The organism is Dichelobacter nodosus, from assembly GCF_001263335.1.
GTDB classification, from domain to species: domain Bacteria; phylum Pseudomonadota; class Gammaproteobacteria; order Cardiobacteriales; family Cardiobacteriaceae; genus Dichelobacter; species Dichelobacter nodosus.
On record NZ_LGVW01000013.1, the window covers coordinates 75116 to 93700 of the forward strand.

The following is an 18585-nucleotide window of genomic DNA, read 5'->3' on the forward strand; positions in this document are numbered from 1 at the left end:
GCAGCAGTGGCTGCTGCCATATGTCGGATTGGATTATTGATGAATGCGAACCCATTTTTCAGCGAGTTTTTCCAGTTCACCATTACTGCGTAATCCTTTTAATCCATTATTAATTTTTTCTAATAATGCGCGGTTGCCTTTTTGCACGGCAATTGCGGATTCTTCTATTAAAACTTCGTCGGTCATACGCGTAACTTTAAAGTCCAATTCATCGTGATGATTGATGATATACGAGGCAACCGTTTCATTTGCCACAACCATGTCAACATCGCCCCGCGCTAAAGCACCCATTGCTAAAAATAAGGTTTTTTCCCTACAATATTGTTGATGTTATGTTCTTTTAATACGTCTTCCGTATAAGAATCTTTTAAAACGCCAACGGAATGCTCGCCGATATCTTGCAAACTGTGCACATTGGAAAGTTGTTCATCTTTATAAGCGATAACGTGATATTCCTTTAAATACGGTTCGGAAAAATCATAATTCTGCACGTGTTCTGGCGCGATCGAGATGGCGGAAATAGCGATATCGTGCGTGCCGTCTTTTACCGATGGCAAAACTCTTTCCCACGTTTCGATAAATATTTTTATATCAAATTTTTGATTTTTGGCAATCATATTGATTAAATCAATATCAAAACCAACCAGTTGCCCGTTTTCGTCATAAAATTCCATGGGCGGATAATTCGGTTCAATAACAACTTTATACGTTTCAGCAAACCCCAACGTCCACACGCCCATCAACAACGCTGACCATAATTTTTTCATGAAAATCTCCTCATTTTTAATATTTCATAAAGTTATACAGTGAAAACACTAAGTTGCTGTGGCAATCGACAAGCATTGAGAGTTATACCATTAATTTTTATTAAAGAGATAAAAAAATCATGAATATAGCCATTCATAGCGATTTACATACGGAAATCAGTATGTTTTCGATCAATATTTTAAAAAATACTGATCTACTCATTTTGGCGGGCGATATCGGCAGTATCGATTCACTGCCTCGTTTTTTTGAACAATTACGGCGCGATTATCCGCAATTGCCGGTGATTTATGTTTTGGGAAATCACGATCGTTATGGTTTTACCGTCAGCGCTGCCGTTGCAGAATGCCGCCGCATTGCCGCGTATTATGAAATTCGTTTATTGGATAATGAAGCCGTTATTTTTGAAGACGTTTTATTTTGCGGCACCACATTATGGAGCAATTTTTATTCGGGCGGCGATGCTGCAAAAACCATGGCATGGGTAGATGACGTTTTGCCGGACGGTCAACAAATTTTTCTCGATGACGGCACGCCGCTTTCGGCAAAAATCATGCAACAGTGGTTTTTAAAAGCGTGTGATTTTATTCAAAATAGTTGCCAACAAGCGGCAAACGTGCGCAAAAAAGTGGTTATCAGTCATTTTCTTCCAGCGCGGGAATTGCTTGCGCCGCAGCATCAAAAAACCGCTGACGATCGTTTGCGTAGCGCTTATTGGGTTAGCGACATTCCCGAAATTTACCGACTCGCAGATGTTTGGATTTATGGACATAGCCATAGCAATATTGAATGTCGTTTAGGAAACACGCAATTTTTAACCAATCAACGCGGTTACCATCGTTTGGAAAATCGCCATCATAACCACGGTTACCGCCGCGATTATCAATTTACGCTTTAAGAAATAAAGATCATTGCCAGCGCGCGCCCATATAATGTTCCTTTTTTTTGAGAAAATAATGAAGGAATTGAAGATGAAATTGATTAACGTCACCGCTTTCATCGCGGCGCTGTGTTTATTGTTTTCCTGCGATAACGCTAACAATCAATCCGCAGAAGCGCCCGATACGCCGCCAAAATCGCCAGCAATTACCGCTAACGCCACTGATACGATCAGCTTGCGCACGCTCACCATTGCAACGGGCGCCAAAAATGGCGTTTACGAACCCATCGGCAGCGCGCTCGCCAATTTGTTTGCTACAACATACGGCATTGAAGCGCGCACGCAATTAACCGGCGGATCCGTTGAAAATATTAATTTACTGTTACAAAAAAAGGCGCAATTAGCTTTGGTTATGGGCGATACGCTCAACGATGCTTTAAGTGGGAAAGGCGCATTTCCGCAGCCAGTGAATAATATCGAACAAATCGCGGCGCTATATGATAATTACGTGCAAATCGTGGCAAATCCAGCGGCAGAAATTAAAACTTTAGCCGATTTGAAAGGAAAACGCGTTGCCGTCGGCGATCAAAATTCGGGCGTTGAAAGCAGCAGCCGCAGCGTATTAAACAGCATCGGCATGACGTATGACGATATCAAAGTGCAGTATTTGGGGTATACGGAAGCCGTTAATGCCTTGCTTGCCGGTCAATTAGATGCCGCTTTTTTAACCAGTGCTTTGCCTAACAACGTTATCAGCGCGCTGCCGCCGGAATTTTCTGCGCAATTAGTGCCGCTTTCTAAAGAAAGTATTGAACAATTAACCCAAGAAAAGCCGTATTTTGTTGCCGCGAGCATTCCCGCAAAAACGTATGGCAATAAACAAGCCATTGCTACGGTTGCCGTGCGTAATGCATTGATTGTGCACGCAGATTTAAGCGCTGATGATGCTTATCAACTCACTAAAACTTTGTTTGATCAACTCAAAACGCTGCAAACCGCGCACCCTGCCGTCGCCGATATTCCGGTAAAACAAAATCCCGAACTCTTTTTTGCACCGATTCATGCCGGAGCCAAAAGATATTTTGATGAAATAAACGCTAAAAAATAGCGATAAAAACGTTAAAACTCGTGAAATAGAGCATTAAATATCGTAAAAATGGATTAAATATCTGATTTTCCCTGATGAATGCTTTTATGAAGAACGATTAAGATCACGGCAGAAAAAATTTGCTATCTTCTTAAAATTTTTAGGAATACAGAGTTATGACCCCAAACACTCGCTTCTCGCTTTCGCGCGTCACTTTTCCGAAAGAACTCACCTGCTCCATGCGCTATTCATTATTGAGTTTCTTTTTAGGCGCGCTGCTCACGCTGGCTTTTTCGCCTTTCGATCATTGGTTGCTCGCTTTTGTGAGTTTAAGCGGTTTGTCTTGGTTATGGCTCAATCCTCACGAACATCACCCCATTCGCTACGGTTTTTTATTCGGATTGGGCAATTTCAGCACCGGCGTGCATTGGGTTTATATCAGTATGTACGCCTACGGCGGCGCCCCGCTTTTTTTTGCCGTCGGCGCGAATATTTTATTAATTCTTTATTTGAGTTTATTTCCGCTGCTCATCGGATTATTACTGCATTATTTAAGCCGTCCGGCAACGGTGCGCCGCGCGCTGCTGATTCCGCTTTTTTGGATTACGGGAGAAATCATTCGCTCTTATTTATTCAGCGGTTTTCCGTGGTTAAGCGTGGGGTATACGCAGTTATACGGTCTTTTTAAAGGCATTATTCCGCTTGCCGGCATGTTTGCCGCGGGTTTTATTTTGATGCTGATTTGTAGTTTATTGGCGTTTTCTTATTACCGCAGCGGTTTTGCGGCAATTTTTGCGGCGAGTTTGATCGGCGTGATGAGTTTTTCAACGCAATTTTTATCGTTTACCACGCCCATCGGCAACCCCATTTCCGTGGCTTTAATACAAGGCAACGTCGCGCAATTGACCAAATTTGAACCCGAACAAATGCTGCGGGATATGCAGGATTATATTCAGCTGATTGACGAGCGCCGCGAGCAAGTCGTTATTTTGCCGGAAACCGCTTTCGCTTTTATGGAAGAACTGATCCGCGATGATTATTTAAACGCGTTGGACAAACAATATCGCGAGAAAAATCAAGCCATTATTTTAGGAATGCCGACCGGTAATTACGAAAAAGGAGAATATTATAATTCTGTGATTACTTTGGGCAGCGCGCACGGTCGTTATCATAAAAAACATTTATTACCGTTTGGGGAATATTTGCCGATGCGACGGTTGTTTTCCTTTTTCCGGCATTTTGTCACCATTCCGATGGGCGATTTTTCCCGCGGCGAATCCGTACAACCGTTATTGTCAACCAATGGCGTCAGCGCTGGCGTTTTTATTTGTTTTGAAGGCGCTTTTGGGCGCGTGGTGCAACCGTATGGTTACGCGCAATATTTGATCAACGTTTCTAATGATGGTTGGTTTCAAGATTCCATCGCCGCCGATCAACATTTGCAGTTAACGCAAGTGCGCGCTTTGGAATTAGGACGCGAAATCGCGCGCGCAACCAATAATGGTCATACCGTTTTTATCCGCAACGATGGCTCGATTGCTGAACGATTACCGCGTTTTCAACGCGCCGTTTTATCGTATACCATTCAACCGCGTACCGGACAAACGCCTTATGCAAAATACGGCGAAAAACCCTTGATTTATGGGCTGCTGCTCTATGCTATGATGTGCGCTTTGATTTTTTTGATAGAAAAAGAACAGGTCAAATCCCATGCAAGAAACCTATCAACCCGCGCAAATCGAAGCGGCAATCCAGCAACAATGGGCAAATGAAGAACGTTTTAAAGCCGTTGTTAATCCCCAAAAAGAAAAATTTTATTGCTTATCGATGTTTCCCTATCCTTCTGGGAAACTGCATATGGGACACGTCCGCAATTACACCATCGGCGATGTCATCAGCCGTTATCAACGCATGCTGGGCAAAAACGTTTTGCAACCCATGGGTTGGGACGCTTTCGGTATGCCGGCAGAAAATGCGGCGATGAAAAATCAAGTCGCGCCGGCGCAGTGGACGTATCAAAACATTGCCGAGATGAAAAAACAGCTGCAAAGTTTGGGTTTTGCCATTGATTGGTCGCGCGAAATCACCACTTGCCGTCCCGATTATTACCGCTGGGAACAATGGTTATTTACGCGTTTGTATCAAAAAGGCGTGATTTACCGCAAATTGGGCGCGGTGAATTGGGATCCCGTCGATCAAACCGTTTTAGCTAATGAACAAGTCATCGATGGACGCGGCTGGCGGAGCGGCGCCATTGTCGAAAAACGCGAAATTCCCATGTATTACTTCCGTATTACGGATTACGCCGAAGAATTGTTAAACGATTTGGAACAATTAGACGGTTGGCCGGAACGCGTCAAAATGATGCAACGCAATTGGATTGGCAAATCGCGCGGCATGACCATTCGTTTTCCCATCGAACCCGAAAGTCAAAAAGGCTTAAGTGCCGAAAACGCGCAATTTCTGCAAATTTACACTACCCGTCCGGATACGATTTTTGGCGTCACTTTTTTAGCCGTTGCCGCCGAACACCCGTTAGCGCTTGCCGCCGCGGAAGATAATCCCGCGCTGCGTCAATTTATGACAGAATGCAAAACCGGATCGGTGGCAGAAGCGGATTTAGCAACGATGCCCAAAAAAGGCATGGCAACCGGACGTTTTGTGACGCACCCGTTAACAGGAAAACGTTTACCGGTTTGGGTGGGTAATTATGTGTTATCCGGTTATGGCGATGCTGCCGTGATGGGCGTTCCTGCGCACGACGAGCGCGATTTTCATTTTGCCCATCAATATGGCTTGCCGATCGTACAAGTCATTCAAACAGAAAAAGATCTTCCCGCTTTTAACGCCGATTCGTGGCAGGAATGGTACGGCGATAAAGAAGAAATGCATGTGATCGCCAGCGACGATTGCAACGGTCTTAATTACGATCAAGCTTTTGAAAAACTATCCGAAAAATTAGCCGCGCTGAATTTGGGCGAACCGAAAACGCAATACCGTTTGCGCGATTGGGGCATTTCGCGTCAACGTTATTGGGGTTGCCCGATTCCCATCATTCACCATGACGACGGCGAAGCGCTGGCAGACACTTTGCCGGTTGTGTTACCAGAAGACAAAATCCCTGACGGCGGCGGTTCCGTACTCGCACAATCGCCCGATTATTACGAATGCCGTTTTCAAGGAAAAGCAGCGCGACGGGAAACCGATACGATGGATACGTTTGTGGAATCGAGTTGGTATCAATTCCGTTATATGTCGCCGCATTATCAAAAAGGTATGCTCGATCCCGAGGAAGTGGCGTATTGGCAGGACGTTGATCAATACATCGGCGGCATTGAACACGCGATTTTGCATTTATTATATGCGCGCTTTTTTACGAAATTGCTGCGCGATGAAGGCTTAGTGCATACCGATGAACCGTTTAAAAAACTGCTCACGCAAGGCATGGTGCTTGCTGGAACGTGGTATCGCGAACAAGAACACGGCAGCAAAATTTGGTTTAATCCTGCTGATGTGCAAGTCAAAACGGACGATAAAGGTCGCATTATCGGTGGCGTTTTATTGTCTGACGGTAAACCCGTGCAATACGGCGGCATGGAAAAAATGTCAAAATCCAAAAATAACGGCGTTGATCCACAAGCTTTAATTAAAACGTACGGCGCCGATACCGCGCGTTTATATACGATGTTTACCGCACCGCCGGAAGCGTCTTTGGAATGGTCAGAAAGCGGCGTTGAAGGCGCTTATCGCTTTTTGCGCCGGCTGTGGGCGTATTGCTACGAGTTCCGCCATTCGATTGCGAAACCGTCGGAAGTTGTGCCTTTAAATGAAAAGCACCAAAACATTCGCCGTGAAATTCATGAACAATTGCGCGCGGCACGTTTTGATTATGAACGCAATCAATTTAATACCGTCGTTTCCGCCGGCATGAAATTATTCAATTGCTTAAATGAAATTGAACCCGATTATGATGCTTTACGTCGCGAAGGCGTACGCATTTTATTGCTGATTTTGTCGCCGATTGTGCCGCATATTACGGAAACATTGTGGCAAGCTTTGGATTTTTCAGGCGTTATTAGCGATCAAGCGCTGCCGGAAGTTGATGAAACGGCGTTAAAACAAGACAACATGACGTTAGTGGTGCAAATCAATGGCAAACGCCGCGGTGAAATCAGCGTGGCTACTGATGCCGCGCAACAAAATATCATCGATTGCGCGTTAGCAGATGAACGTTTTGCGCCCTATTTAGCGGGATTGACGGTGCAAAAAACGATTTATGTGCCGAAAAAACTCGTCAATATCGTTGCCAAATGAAAAAAACGTTATTCGCTTTATTTTTATTGATGAGCGCGGGCTGCGGTTTTCATCTGCGCGCGACGCATTCCGCCGCGCCAGCGCTCACGGCAATCACTATTGCTGCCGATGAAACGGTGGATCCCGTTGTTTTAGACGCACTGCGGCAGCAATTTTTGCGCCGCGGTATCGCGTTAAATAGCGACGTTTGGCGTTTGAAAATCGATGAACATTATCGGCAGCGCATTGAAGCGGCAATCGGTGGGCAACGCGATCATCAAGTCAGCGAAGTAGATATTGTGGACGGTTACCGCGCGCAATTATGGTCAGGCGGAAAGTTGCTTGCCGAAATGCCGATCGCGCATCGCGCCAGCGTGGTTTATAGCAGCGCCGAATATAGCGGCAGCAGCGCCGAAGAAGAAAAAGCGCATCAAAATTTGGCAAAAATGAACGCGGAATCGGTATTGCGTTTTATTGACGCCAGCATGAAACAACAGCAATTACCGCAATGATAGAATTTTCTGCCGATAAAGCGCCCGCTTATTTTCAACGACATAATTTAGCGGAAATCACTTTAATCTACGGCAATGAATTGTTATTAAATCAAGAAGCGTTGATTAATGCTCGAAAACGCGCGCAACGTGACGGTTTTTTAGAGAAAAAAAATCTTGATGCTAATAAAGATGCAGCGTGGAAAACGTTGCCCAGTTTGCTCGATAGTCCGTCATTATTTACGGCGCATCAATTGATTGAATTATCTTTTGAGGGCAAAAAACTGTCAAAAACGGCAAACGATGTTTTGCATGAAATCGCTCAGCGTCCGCTGGCGGCGTTTTTGCGGCTCATTTTATTTTGTCCCGCGCTGAAAAAGCCACAATCTGCCGCGTGGTATCAAGCGCTTTCTAAACGAGAATTTGTGGTTATTCAAAGTGTTACGTTCAACGAACGCCAATTTGAGCAGCATTTGCAGCAGCGTTTTAAAAATGCCCAATTGCGTTTAGATGATGCCGCTTTTGCATATTTTTGCACGATGTGCGCCGGCAATTTGCTCGCGGCGGTGCAGTTTATCGAACAATTACGCTGCATTATTCACGATAATCCGGTTTTAGATGTGGCGACGTTGCAACATTATTTAAACGATTGCGCGCGTTTGGGGAGTCAGGAATTCCGTCAAGCATTATGGCAAAAGCAGTGGCAGCAAGCTTATCGCATCGCCAAACGGCTGGAGCAGGAAGATCCCCAGCAAATCATGCTGTTAACGTGGTTTTTAGAACGCGACAGCAGCATTTTATTGCAGCTTAAATCTGGCAAAAATCCTGATGACGTATTTCGCGATTATCGTTTGTATCGCCGGCAACAAATGCTGTATCGTCAAGCAGAAAAATTGTTTACACTCAAAGAGTTACTCTCTTTTCTCACTTTAGCCGGACAATTGGATCAAATGAATAAAGGCGCAATTAAAGGTTCAGCATGGCAACGGTTGATAGAATGCCTTTTGCTGATAATGCTGCATCAAGCATCGGTTTAAAGCAGATTTTTGGGGAGCGCATCATGAATGAAACCATTCCGCTCGGCGCGCATATTTACGTATGGCGATTGGGCTATAAACATCACGGCATTTATGTGGGACGGCAGGAAGTTGTTCATTATTCTGGATTTTCTCGCTTTTTAGATCGCGACGGTCGCGTGGAAAAGGTATCGCTTGAGGCGTTTTGCCGGCAGAAAAAGCCGCATTTAGTGCGCTACGATGCTGCCGAAACCATTTTTTCGCCGGAAGAAGTCGTGCAACGTGCTTTGAGTTGTTTGGGCGCCAATGATTATGATTTATTGACCAATAATTGCGAGCATTTTGCCAATTGGTGCGTGACGGGACGCGCGCGCAGTCAACAAGTAACCGTGGCAGCAACAACGATCGCGTTAACCGTGGGCAGCGCCGTTATTCGTTTGCTGTTGCAATCGGCAAAAAATAAACAAAAATAACGTATTAATAAAGCTTTCGGCATGCCGAATATTTTTATCGGCATGTTTTTTATTCCATAAATAATGACGGAGTTTTTATGACCGATTTTTCAAATAACCCTTTATATCACCCGCCGGAAACCCCAGATTTTGCGCGCATTCAACCCGAACATGTTGCCGCGATCGCGCAAATTATTACCGAAAATCGGGCAGAAATTGAGCGCCTCATCGCGCAAAAAGAACCGACTTGGGATAATTTAATGCAACCTTTGGAGCGTTTGGATAATCGTCTTGCCAAAGCCTTTTCTCCAGTTGGACATTTATTTGGCGTGATGAGTACTGATGCGTGGCGCAACGCTTATGAAACCGTTTTGCCGCTATTATCCGAATACGGCAGCGATTTAGGACAAAACGAAAAATTATATACTGCCGTCAAAGCGGTGAAAGACCGCGCGGATTTTGCGCAATTATCCGCGGCGCAACAAAAAACCGTCAATAATGCTTTAGAAAATTTTGAACGCAGCGGCGTTGCATTATCAGCTGATGCCAAAGCGGAATTTAAGAAAAATAGTTTACGTTTATCAACGCTTTCCACGCAATTTTCAAAAAATGTTTTAGATGCGACGAATGCTTGGGAATTGTGTTTAGAAAGTGATGAATTATTGCGCGGCGTTCCCGATTCTGCGCGCGCGTTAATGGCTGATTTAGCAGAAAAAAGCGGCAGTTGCGGTTATCGTTTAACGCTCGATGCGCCGGTGGTGATGCCGATTTTAACGTATGCCGATGATCGCGCTTTAAGAAAAGATGTCTATACCGCTTATAACGTGCGCGCGTCCGAATTAAGCGATGAGGCAAAATTTGATAATGCTGCCGTTATCGAGGAAATTTTAACGTTGCGCCGGCGGCAAGCAGAATTACTCGGTTTTCCGGATTTTGCCGCTTATTCCGTTGCCAACAAAATGGCAAAAACGAGTCAGGCAGTTTTCGATTTTTTAGATAATTTAGTGCAAAAAACAAAGCCCGCCGGCGAAAAAGAAATGCAGACTTTGCGGCAATTTGCTGCCGAAGCGTGCGGCATCAACGATATGCAGCCGTGGGACGTGGCTTACATTAGCGAAAAATTGCGCCAGAAAAAATATGCATTATCGCAGGAAGATTTGCGCCCTTATTTTCCGCTCTCCAAAGTGATATCGGGCATGTTTGCCATTGTTGGCAAATTGTTTGGCGTGCAATTTCGGGAAAATAAAACGTTATCTACATGGCATAAAGATGTGCGTGCTTATGATTTATTAACCGCTGACGGCGCGTTGCAAGCGCAATTTTATTTAGATCCGTTTGCGCGCGAGAAAAAACGTGGCGGCGCATGGATGGACGGCGCGGTGACGCGTTTTTTAGATAACGGCACGCAACAATTGCCCGTTGCTTATTTAGTGTGTAATTTCACGCCGCCGATCGGCGCACAAGATGCTTATTTAACGCATAATGAAGTCACTACTTTATTTCATGAATTTGGGCACGGTTTGCATCATATGTTGACCCAAATTGATGTGTACAGCGTTGCGGGCATCAACGGCGTTGAATGGGACGCGGTGGAACAACCCAGCCAATTTATGGAAAATTTTTGCTACGATTTCCAATGTTTACAAATGATGACCGCGCATCAAAAAACCGGTGCACCGTTGCCTGACGATTTATTCCAAAAACTCATCGCCGCGAAAAATTTCCAATCGGCAATGGCGATGTTACGGCAATTAGAATTTGCCTTATTTGATTTTTATTTACACACGGCTGATGCGCGCGGCAAAAATGTGTTAGCCGTTTTGAAAGCGGTGCGCGCACAGGTGGCGGTTACGCCTGATTTTGCTGATAATCGTTTCCCGATGGCGTTTTCACATATTTTCGCCGGTGGTTATGCTGCGGGATATTACAGTTATAAATGGGCAGAAGTATTATCAGCGGATAGTTTTGCCGCATTTAGTGAAACCGGATTATTTAATCCAGAAACGGGCAACCGCTTCCGTGATGAAATTTTAGCGGTAGGCGGTAGCAGAACGAGCATGGAAAGTTTTATTGCATTCCGTGGACGCGCACCCAAAATCGATGCATTACTCAAACAAAGCGGTATTTAAAAAGAAAAAATCAGAAGTAACATGCTGTTACTTCTGATTTTTAAGCGCATTATCTTCTTTTTTGTTTTTTACTTTCCTTGTATTTTTCATACTCATCTTTATTCATAATTTTGATATTTGCCTCATAATTCGTAAATTTATAATCACCAAAAATACCGCGATGAATTGCTGCTTTGTATTCATTAGCAAAATAATAAATTTCTTTGTTTTGACTTCTTTTTTTTGCTTTGTAAAACAAACTTTCGGTTCTATAACTGATTGTGCCTGTATTCCAAGGAAATTTATCGTTCAACGTTACTTTCAAATCCAAAATTTCAGTCATACTGGCACCAGACTTCCCAACTTGCGGTGTAATGCGTTTTTTGAGTTCACATAACGAATCTTCCCGACCTTCATAAGTTTCTGCTCTTTTATAATCTCCCGGAAAATAACGAATCGAATAAGTAGTCGGTACGGCAATAGATTGACAAAATGCTTCAACTGCCTCGCTCGAGGGTCTTTCTACTTCTATTAACCAACTCCCAATAGGACCTTCCGTAAAAGAATAACGCCCCATGGCAAAATAACCAATCAAAGTAGCGATAAATACCAAAAGACCTTTCATGTTTTCTCCTAATTGTTCAAATGACCGCGAATAATATCTTTCACTAAAAAACGAGTGGGAACGATTGATGTGAGCAGTTTTCTATCGATAGGCAAAGGATCGCCCAACATCATCGCTGCCAAAATTTTTGCCCCCAAAAATGCCGTCAACGTCCCTTTTGATCCCAAACCACTATGCATATAGAGCTGTGGATAATAATCAATCTCTTCATTTATAGGAATATTTCGGTCTTTTGACCACTTTTGGTAACGTTGATAAACACTTTCTGCGCGCACCACCGCCCCAATCAAAGGCAAATAATCGCGACTGGCAGCACGAATGCCAACAAACGCCCGTTCCAATTGAATGGCATGTTGCGGAAAACGCGCACGGCAAGCTTCGGCGTGCTCGGCATCATCTTGAGTGCGCCGCATTCTATCGCAATCATTGACGCTATAACTCGAACCAACATGCATGTGTACTCGATCAGGCAGCGGAATAAAACTCCGCTCGGCGCAAAAAATTTCTCCAGCAACGGGCGCATTCAAAGCAAAAAACGTCGCTTGCCCGCGCACCGTGCGCATACGTTTTTGCAAAGCATTCGGCAATAACTGCTCTTGCCAACTTGTTGCCAAAACAACCCGCGCATAAATCTGTTCGCCGATGCGCCACCCCTCTGCTTGCGGCGTCAATTGCGCTATTTTTTGCGCATATTGCGTAATATTTTTATCCGCGAGCAAATAAGTTAACAAACGCGGCGTATCGAGTGCGCCGGCTTGATAAAAATACAATTTTTTTGCTTCAATATCCGCCTGCTCGGGTTCGAATAAGTCGGCAAGACTTTCTTTGCGGCGGGCAAGCGATTCCTCGGCAACTGCCAACGCAATCGGCATACGATCAACGATGCCCTGCGGACAGCACTTTAATTCGCGGCACAAATCATGCCAAGCTGCTAAATGAAATTGCCGCATCGGCGTATCCGTTTTTCCGGGTAGAAAAAAAGGAACGGCAACGGGAACCGCGCTCGCGCACGGATTTTCTGGATCATGATAAACATGCACAACTTTTCCGCGCTGCGCCAATTCATAAGCCGTTGTCGCACCGGCGATGCCCGCGCCGATGACCGCAATCGGGCGCGTATCAAATTTTGGCGCAGGATAATCCGTCCACGATTTTTCCACCGAAAGCGGTCGTTCATAAACGGCGCTTAACATATGGCGCTTTTGAGCAAAACCCGTTTGCTTGTGCACATTAAATCCAACTGCCGTTAACTGCTCGCGAACCTGCGCGGCAACGGTAAACGTGGCAAGCGTTGCATTGGGTTGCGACAAACGCGCGATTTCGCGAAATAACTCCGGCTGCCACATTTGCGGATTTTTACTCGGCGCAAAACCATCTAAAAACCACGCATTTACGCGCGCCATACACGCTTGATAACACCGCGTGGCATCGCCCCACAACAGCAGCAAACAAACGCGCGGGTGCAGTCGTATTAAATGCATGCCACTGGCGCGGTGCGGATAATTTTGATAAAGCGCGATTCTTAATTCGTGATGATGCCAATGGTGATGAATGCGTTTTAAAGTTTCTAATTCAATTGGATAGGCTTCGCAACTGATTAAATTGAGCGCCGCTGTTTTCGGCGCGCATTCGAGGAAATGCGCGGCAGCATTTATCATGTTTAAACCAGTACCAAAACCCGTTTCCGCGAGGGTAAAACGCCCGTATTCCGGCAATGCCGAAAAGCGTTCCCGCAAATGGTTCCCCGCGATAAAAACGTGGTCACTTTCCGCAAAACCCAGCGCGGGATTATAATAAATATCTTCAAAATCAGTGTTATAGGGATCGTTATTGCGAAAATCGATCGGGGCGTAAGTTTGCAACATGTTTTAACCAATTAAACGTTGGATTTGGTTTGTACACTGATTTAAAAAGGTGCACAAACTGTCGGCGGTAGCATTTGCCGTCATAGAAACGCTTAGCGGACGGCGTTCCGGATAATTTAAAAAGTAGTGATGTAACAACAATTCGCGCACTTCCGCCGGCGGAATTTCTTCATGCAAATAAGCCGATTGCAAACAGCGCAACGGGCGCGCGGTATAAGCTTCAGTAATTAAACTGGAAAATTCGGTTTCTTCTTGTAATCGATTGAGTAAACTGCGCGAAAGTCCACTATCTGCGCAATTGAGTAGCGGTCGATCGAGCATCACGCCTTGAGCGCCGGCAATCAACGCTGCCACGATATCAGATCCATCGCTAAAATCGCTCCATAAAACAATGGGTTGTTGAATATATTGGCGCACTTGTTGCAGCAAAGAAAAAGCCGATTGCTCGGGACATTGGAGATCATTTTCAAAACCGGCGCGTTCGCCGCCGGCTTCCATGCCTTGTAATATGATGATATCAATTGCAAAATCGGCAGCGGTGATGGCTTCTAATACGTTGCGACAAATCACAAACGTTGGAATATGACGGGCTTTAATTTGCTCGATAACGTCGCGTTCGGCAATGCCGCAGGAAAAACCAATCGCCGCGGGTTGTTCAATTAAAGCGGCTTCCAGTAAAACGGAAAATGAAGTGGCTTCTTCAATGGTGCTGTGTAAATTTAAACGCTGGGCGGCGTGTTGAGCATCTTCGCTATAAATACCGCTACAGCGGCGATGTTTGGGCAAACGATGGCTAAAACAAATCGCCGGCGATTGACCGTGCGCGCGGAAACGTTTTATTTCGGAAAGCATGTGCATTTTATTTGCCGCTTCTCCAACACGTAATAATCCCACGGCGCCCGCTGCGCTAATGCGTCCACTATAATCAGCGCTAAAAAGCGAAAAAGGCAAAGGCGCTTGCCAAATAGGCAGTTCGGCGGTAAGAATTTGGCTTAAAGTATTATGAATCAGCGGCATGGTTCTCACGGTTGATAATAAAACATCACGATTATAAGGCTTATTTTATTGAGATGGTTCTTTTGGCAAAAATTTTGTCGCAGTCAAGGCGGCATTCATTTTGTACTCATCTGGAGGTTTAGTAAAATGAGCGACTGTCGATTTAATAACGTATAGTTACCACGAATTAAGCGCTGCGCCGCTGTGGCATATCAGATAATGAATTTTTAAGGAGTACGTAATGGCAGAAGAAAAAGCAACCTGCGCAATTGTCCTACTTTCCACGGATATGGAGTGGATGCACGCGCTCAATAAGGGCTTACAACGGTTCTTTTTAGTCAATGAGCGCAAAGTTGACTCTCTCGCAGCATTAGATGCGGCATTAGATGCGGCGCCGGCTGATGTTGTTGTTGCGCAAGTGGCAGAAGGTATGCCAACCGTTGATAAAGTGCGCGCAGTACTCGCGCAAAAATCGCCGGACGCAGGTTTTATTGCGATTTCTCAAGGTCAGCGTTTAGATGAACAGATTAAATTAGGCGCGGAATTTTCTTTATCGCGCATGGATTTATTAAGCGCAATCCGCATGGTGCAACAAATTATGCGCGTAAAAGAATTGCAAATCACGGCGCAAAACGAGCAAAAGAAAGCCACCGCGCAATATGATTTATATCAACGCCTTTATCACAATTCTCCCGATCCCATTTGTTATTTGCAAGATGGTTTATTTATTGACGTTAACCCCGCGTTTTTGCGCGTTTTTAAAGTGGAAGACCGCGCCGCGCTCGATGCGTTAACCATTATGAGTTTCGTGCCGCTGAAAACAGAACGCACGCTCAAACAAATGATGAAATTAGCGCTTGAAAAAGAAATTGTGCCCGCCGAACAAATGGAATTGATCACGTCCGGCGAAGAAAATTTGGAAATGATGGTGCAAGCTGCGCACGTAATGATGAACGGCGAGCAAGTTATTCAATTATATTTCCGCGATAAAAACGCATCGGGCGGCGGCAGCACGATTGACGCCACCACCGGTTTGGGCGGGCCCGAAGTTTTGCAAGCATCAATCAAACAAATGCAGGAACGCAGCGAAGAAAAAGCGTTTTTAGGCACTTGGATTTATTTTTGGTTGGAAAATTATCGAGAAGTTTTGCAAAAAGACGGTATTGCGCCGGCAGAAATTTTGATGAAATCGACCGCGGAAATGTGTCAACGTTTATTGCCGCCGTCAACAGAAATCGCGCGTTATCATGATGATGCGTTGTTAATTTGGGTAACCGGTGATAAAGAACAAACCATTGTACGCTTTAAAAATTTAATCGAACGTTTAGATGAATCGGTTCCGGAAAATATCGGGCGCATGATTCACCCGCACACCTTTGCTGGTATGCAGGAATTATTAACGGAAAGTGATTTTTCCGATTTACTATCAAAAGGCTTTCGCTCAGTGCGCAGCATGGCAATGGGGCAAGCGCAAGAACGAATTGCCGAACCGACTTCTGCCAATATGTCGCGCAAAGATGAACGCCGCATTTATCAAATTCAACAATTAATCAAACAAAATCGCCTCGCCGTTCGTTATCAACCAATCAGCGCGATCGAGCCCGACGGCATTCCGCGGTTTTCTGATTTCTTCCACATTCTCCCCGATCCCGATATTCCAGAAGGAGAAGAAGAAGAGCTTGAATTAGAACAACTTTTGCAAACGGCAGAACGTTTTAAATTAGGGCGCATCATCGAACGCTATAAAATCAACCGCTTTTTGCAAGACGTTTTAAGTTTTTCTGGCGATCAAGCGCATTTAACTGCCTTTTTGAAAGTCATGGGCGATGCGCTCAATGATGAAGAATTTGCGCCGTGGATTGCCAATCAATTAAAACAAACGGGGATCAATCCCAAACAATTGGTTTTTGAGCTCGGCGTGGATACCGTTTTCAACAATTTCACCGGTACGCTTAACCTTATTGAAGTGATGCGCCCGTTAGGTGCACGCATTGCAATTGCGGATTTGGCACGGCTTGAAGATGATATTAACGAGCTTTTTGCGCGCATTAAACCCGAAGTTATCAAACTGGATTTGCGCGAAATTGATACCTTTGAAGAGGATGAAGAAGTCAAATTTATGAAAGGCATTTTGGAATACGCCAAAGAGAATAACGTTATGTTAATTGCCGATCATATGGAATCGCCGGCGCAATTATCACGCGTTTGGCCTTATGATGTTCCATTTGTGCAAGGCGATTGTATTTTGCCGCCGCTTGAAAACTTCAACTACGATTTCAAAGAACCTATCTTTTAATCGCGCGGTTTTTGCTCCTGTTCGGGCGGTTTTTAACCGCCCTTTTTTCAACAAAAGATCAATCATGACCACTATAATCGACGCTCGATTGGGTTTTATTAAACCCAAAGAACAAAATGAAATTTTAAATATACTCGACAAAGGCGGCGTTATCGTTGCGCCCAGCGATACGGGTTACGCCCTTTTATGCCGTTTAGACGCCAAAAATGCCAGCGTACGCATTCGGCGGCTGCGTCAATTAGATGACGATCATTTTTTCACGTTATTGTGCAGCGATTTAACGCATTTAAGCCATTATGCACGCGTGGATAATGTGCAATTTCGGCTGTTAAAAACATTATTTCCAGGCGCGTTTACCTGCATTTTGCCGGCAAGCCGCGAAGTGCCGCGTTTGGTGCAACACGAAAAACGCAAAACCATCGGCATTCGTCTACCTAATCACCCGATTTTGCAACCGCTGATTACGGCGCACGGCGCGGCGTTAATGGGCGTTTCTTTGTTTGATGATAGCGAAAGAAATCCCGATGTTTATCAGCTTGATAAAGCGCAATTGAACAGTTTGGATTTGATTATTGACGTTGGCGAATTGGCAGTGACGCCGTCAACGGTTTTAGATTTAACCGTTATGCCGCCAACCATTATTCGCCACGGCGCCGGCGATGCCTCTTTTATAGAAAGGAATACATTATGAAAAAACGGGTTTTAACCGGTATTAATACCACCGGCATTCCGCATCTTGGAAATTATGTAGGCGCAATTCGTCCTGCCATTGAAGCTGCGCACCAACAACAAGCCGGCGAATCATTTTTATTTTTAGCCGATTTACACGCGCTCATTAAATGCCACGATCCCAAACGTATACACGATTCATCGCTCGCCATTGCCGCAACGTGGTTAGCATTGGGATTAAATCCGGATCACGTGGTTTTTTATCGTCAATCTGATATTCCGGAAATTACGGAATTAAATTGGATTTTAAACTGCGTTTGCGCCAAAGGATTGATGAACCGCGCGCACGCTTATAAAGCCGCGGTGGACGCAAACGCCGGCGAACAGGATCCCGATTACGGCATTTCTATGGGGTTATTTTGTTATCCGGTATTGATGAGCGCTGATATTTTAATGTTTGGCGCCACGCACGTTCCCGTCGGACGCGATCAAATCCAACATTTGGAAATGGCGCGCGATATTGCGGCGCGGTTTAATCATCGTTATCAGCCGTTATTCGTATTGCCGGAAGCGGTAGTTGACGATAACGTTGCGCTATTAACCGGAACCGATGGGCGCAAAATGAGCAAAAGTTACGGCAACACTATTGCTTTATTTGACGACGAAAAAGCGTTGCGCAAACAAATCATGAAAATTGTGACCAATTCGCTGCCGCCGGAAGCGCCCAAAGATCCGGACGATTCCGTTATTTTTGCGATGTATCGCGCATTTGCCGATGAAACGGCGGTAGCAGTGATGCGGCAACGTTTTCAAGACGGTATTGGTTGGGGTGATGCCAAACAAGCGTTATTTGAATGCATTAATGTGGAATTGGCGCCCGCGCGCGAACGTTATCATGAATTGCTGGCTCGTCCCGCGCAAATTGAAGATATTTTGCAAGCCGGCGCGGCGAAAGCGAGAAAAGAAAGTACCGTTTTTATGGAGCGCATTCGTGAAGCGGTCGGTATTCGCCGTTTGTAGTTAAAAACCGTGCGCATAAAAA

The 18585-nt window shown here is 45.0% G+C and carries 16 protein-coding genes; 11 read left to right on the plus strand and 5 right to left on the minus strand.

The window, feature by feature from the left end; translation table 11 throughout:
* Window positions 1-33: 33 nt before the first annotated feature.
* A complete protein-coding gene (locus tag AKG33_RS07560; RefSeq protein ID WP_041729397.1) occupies window positions 34-291 on the minus strand; it encodes a transporter substrate-binding domain-containing protein in 258 nt (85 codons plus the stop codon).
* Between the two features lie 2 nt (window positions 292-293).
* Window positions 294-767, minus strand: coding sequence for an ABC transporter substrate-binding protein (locus AKG33_RS07565; RefSeq protein WP_049752470.1), 474 nt, complete (start codon window positions 765-767; stop codon window positions 294-296).
* 119 nt (window positions 768-886) lie between these two features.
* On the opposite strand from AKG33_RS07565, the gene AKG33_RS03280 reads away from it, so the two are divergent.
* The 8 genes from AKG33_RS03280 (at window position 887) to AKG33_RS03315 (ending at window position 11113) form a co-directional block, all read left to right on the plus strand.
* On the plus strand, window positions 887-1663 hold the full coding sequence (locus tag AKG33_RS03280; RefSeq protein ID WP_012030597.1) for a metallophosphoesterase family protein: 777 nt from the start codon (window positions 887-889) through the stop codon (window positions 1661-1663).
* Window positions 1664-1736: 73 nt separating this feature from the next.
* Window positions 1737-2753, plus strand: coding sequence for a TAXI family TRAP transporter solute-binding subunit (locus AKG33_RS03285; protein WP_119185423.1), 1017 nt, complete (start codon window positions 1737-1739; stop codon window positions 2751-2753).
* Between the two features lie 155 nt (window positions 2754-2908).
* A complete protein-coding gene (gene lnt / locus AKG33_RS03290; protein WP_235503154.1) occupies window positions 2909-4504 on the plus strand; it encodes an apolipoprotein N-acyltransferase in 1596 nt (531 codons plus the stop codon).
* Window positions 4443-7046 (plus strand): leucine--tRNA ligase, encoded by a 2604-nt coding sequence (gene leuS / locus AKG33_RS03295; protein ID WP_050707931.1) that lies wholly within the window; start codon window positions 4443-4445, stop codon window positions 7044-7046. The genes lnt and leuS overlap by 62 nt, the downstream gene beginning before the upstream one ends.
* Window positions 7043-7537 carry an LPS-assembly lipoprotein LptE gene (locus AKG33_RS03300; protein ID WP_012030593.1) on the plus strand — a complete coding sequence of 165 codons (495 nt, stop codon included), beginning with the start codon at window positions 7043-7045 and terminating at the stop codon, window positions 7535-7537. Before leuS ends, AKG33_RS03300 begins: the two co-directional genes overlap by 4 nt.
* The gene (gene holA, locus AKG33_RS03305) at window positions 7534-8553 is read left to right on the plus strand and encodes a DNA polymerase III subunit delta (RefSeq protein WP_012030592.1); all 1020 of its coding nucleotides are present in this window, start codon (window positions 7534-7536) and stop codon (window positions 8551-8553) included. Before AKG33_RS03300 ends, holA begins: the two co-directional genes overlap by 4 nt.
* A 23-nt stretch (window positions 8554-8576) precedes the next feature.
* Window positions 8577-9005, plus strand: a complete 429-nt coding sequence (locus tag AKG33_RS03310) for a lecithin retinol acyltransferase family protein (protein WP_012030591.1) — start codon at window positions 8577-8579, stop codon at window positions 9003-9005.
* Window positions 9006-9082: 77 nt separating this feature from the next.
* Entirely contained in the window at window positions 9083-11113 is a 2031-nt protein-coding gene (locus tag AKG33_RS03315) for a M3 family metallopeptidase (protein ID WP_012030590.1), read from the plus strand.
* A 49-nt stretch (window positions 11114-11162) separates the two neighbouring features.
* Here the strand turns inward: AKG33_RS03315 and AKG33_RS03320 are convergent, their stop codons facing one another.
* The 3 genes from AKG33_RS03320 to AKG33_RS03330 are packed head-to-tail and all read right to left on the minus strand — an operon-like array spanning window position 11163 to window position 14599.
* Window positions 11163-11717 (minus strand): hypothetical protein, encoded by a 555-nt coding sequence (locus tag AKG33_RS03320; RefSeq protein WP_012030589.1) that lies wholly within the window; start codon window positions 11715-11717, stop codon window positions 11163-11165.
* An 8-nt stretch (window positions 11718-11725) separates the two neighbouring features.
* A complete protein-coding gene (locus AKG33_RS03325) occupies window positions 11726-13582 on the minus strand; it encodes a bifunctional tRNA (5-methylaminomethyl-2-thiouridine)(34)-methyltransferase MnmD/FAD-dependent 5-carboxymethylaminomethyl-2-thiouridine(34) oxidoreductase MnmC (RefSeq protein ID WP_012030588.1) in 1857 nt (618 codons plus the stop codon).
* Between the two features lie 3 nt (window positions 13583-13585).
* Window positions 13586-14599, minus strand: coding sequence for a nitronate monooxygenase (locus AKG33_RS03330; protein WP_012030587.1), 1014 nt, complete (start codon window positions 14597-14599; stop codon window positions 13586-13588).
* A 220-nt stretch (window positions 14600-14819) separates the two neighbouring features.
* Between AKG33_RS03330 and AKG33_RS03335 the strand changes: the two genes are divergently transcribed.
* From AKG33_RS03335 to trpS, 3 genes are all read left to right on the plus strand, one after another.
* Window positions 14820-16874 (plus strand): EAL domain-containing protein, encoded by a 2055-nt coding sequence (locus AKG33_RS03335; RefSeq protein ID WP_012030586.1) that lies wholly within the window; start codon window positions 14820-14822, stop codon window positions 16872-16874.
* Window positions 16875-16938: 64 nt separating this feature from the next.
* Entirely contained in the window at window positions 16939-17565 is a 627-nt protein-coding gene (locus AKG33_RS03340; RefSeq protein WP_012030585.1) for an L-threonylcarbamoyladenylate synthase, read from the plus strand.
* The gene (gene trpS / locus AKG33_RS03345) at window positions 17562-18563 is read left to right on the plus strand and encodes a tryptophan--tRNA ligase (RefSeq protein WP_012030584.1); all 1002 of its coding nucleotides are present in this window, start codon (window positions 17562-17564) and stop codon (window positions 18561-18563) included. The genes AKG33_RS03340 and trpS overlap by 4 nt, the downstream gene beginning before the upstream one ends.
* Window positions 18564-18585 lie beyond the last annotated feature (22 nt).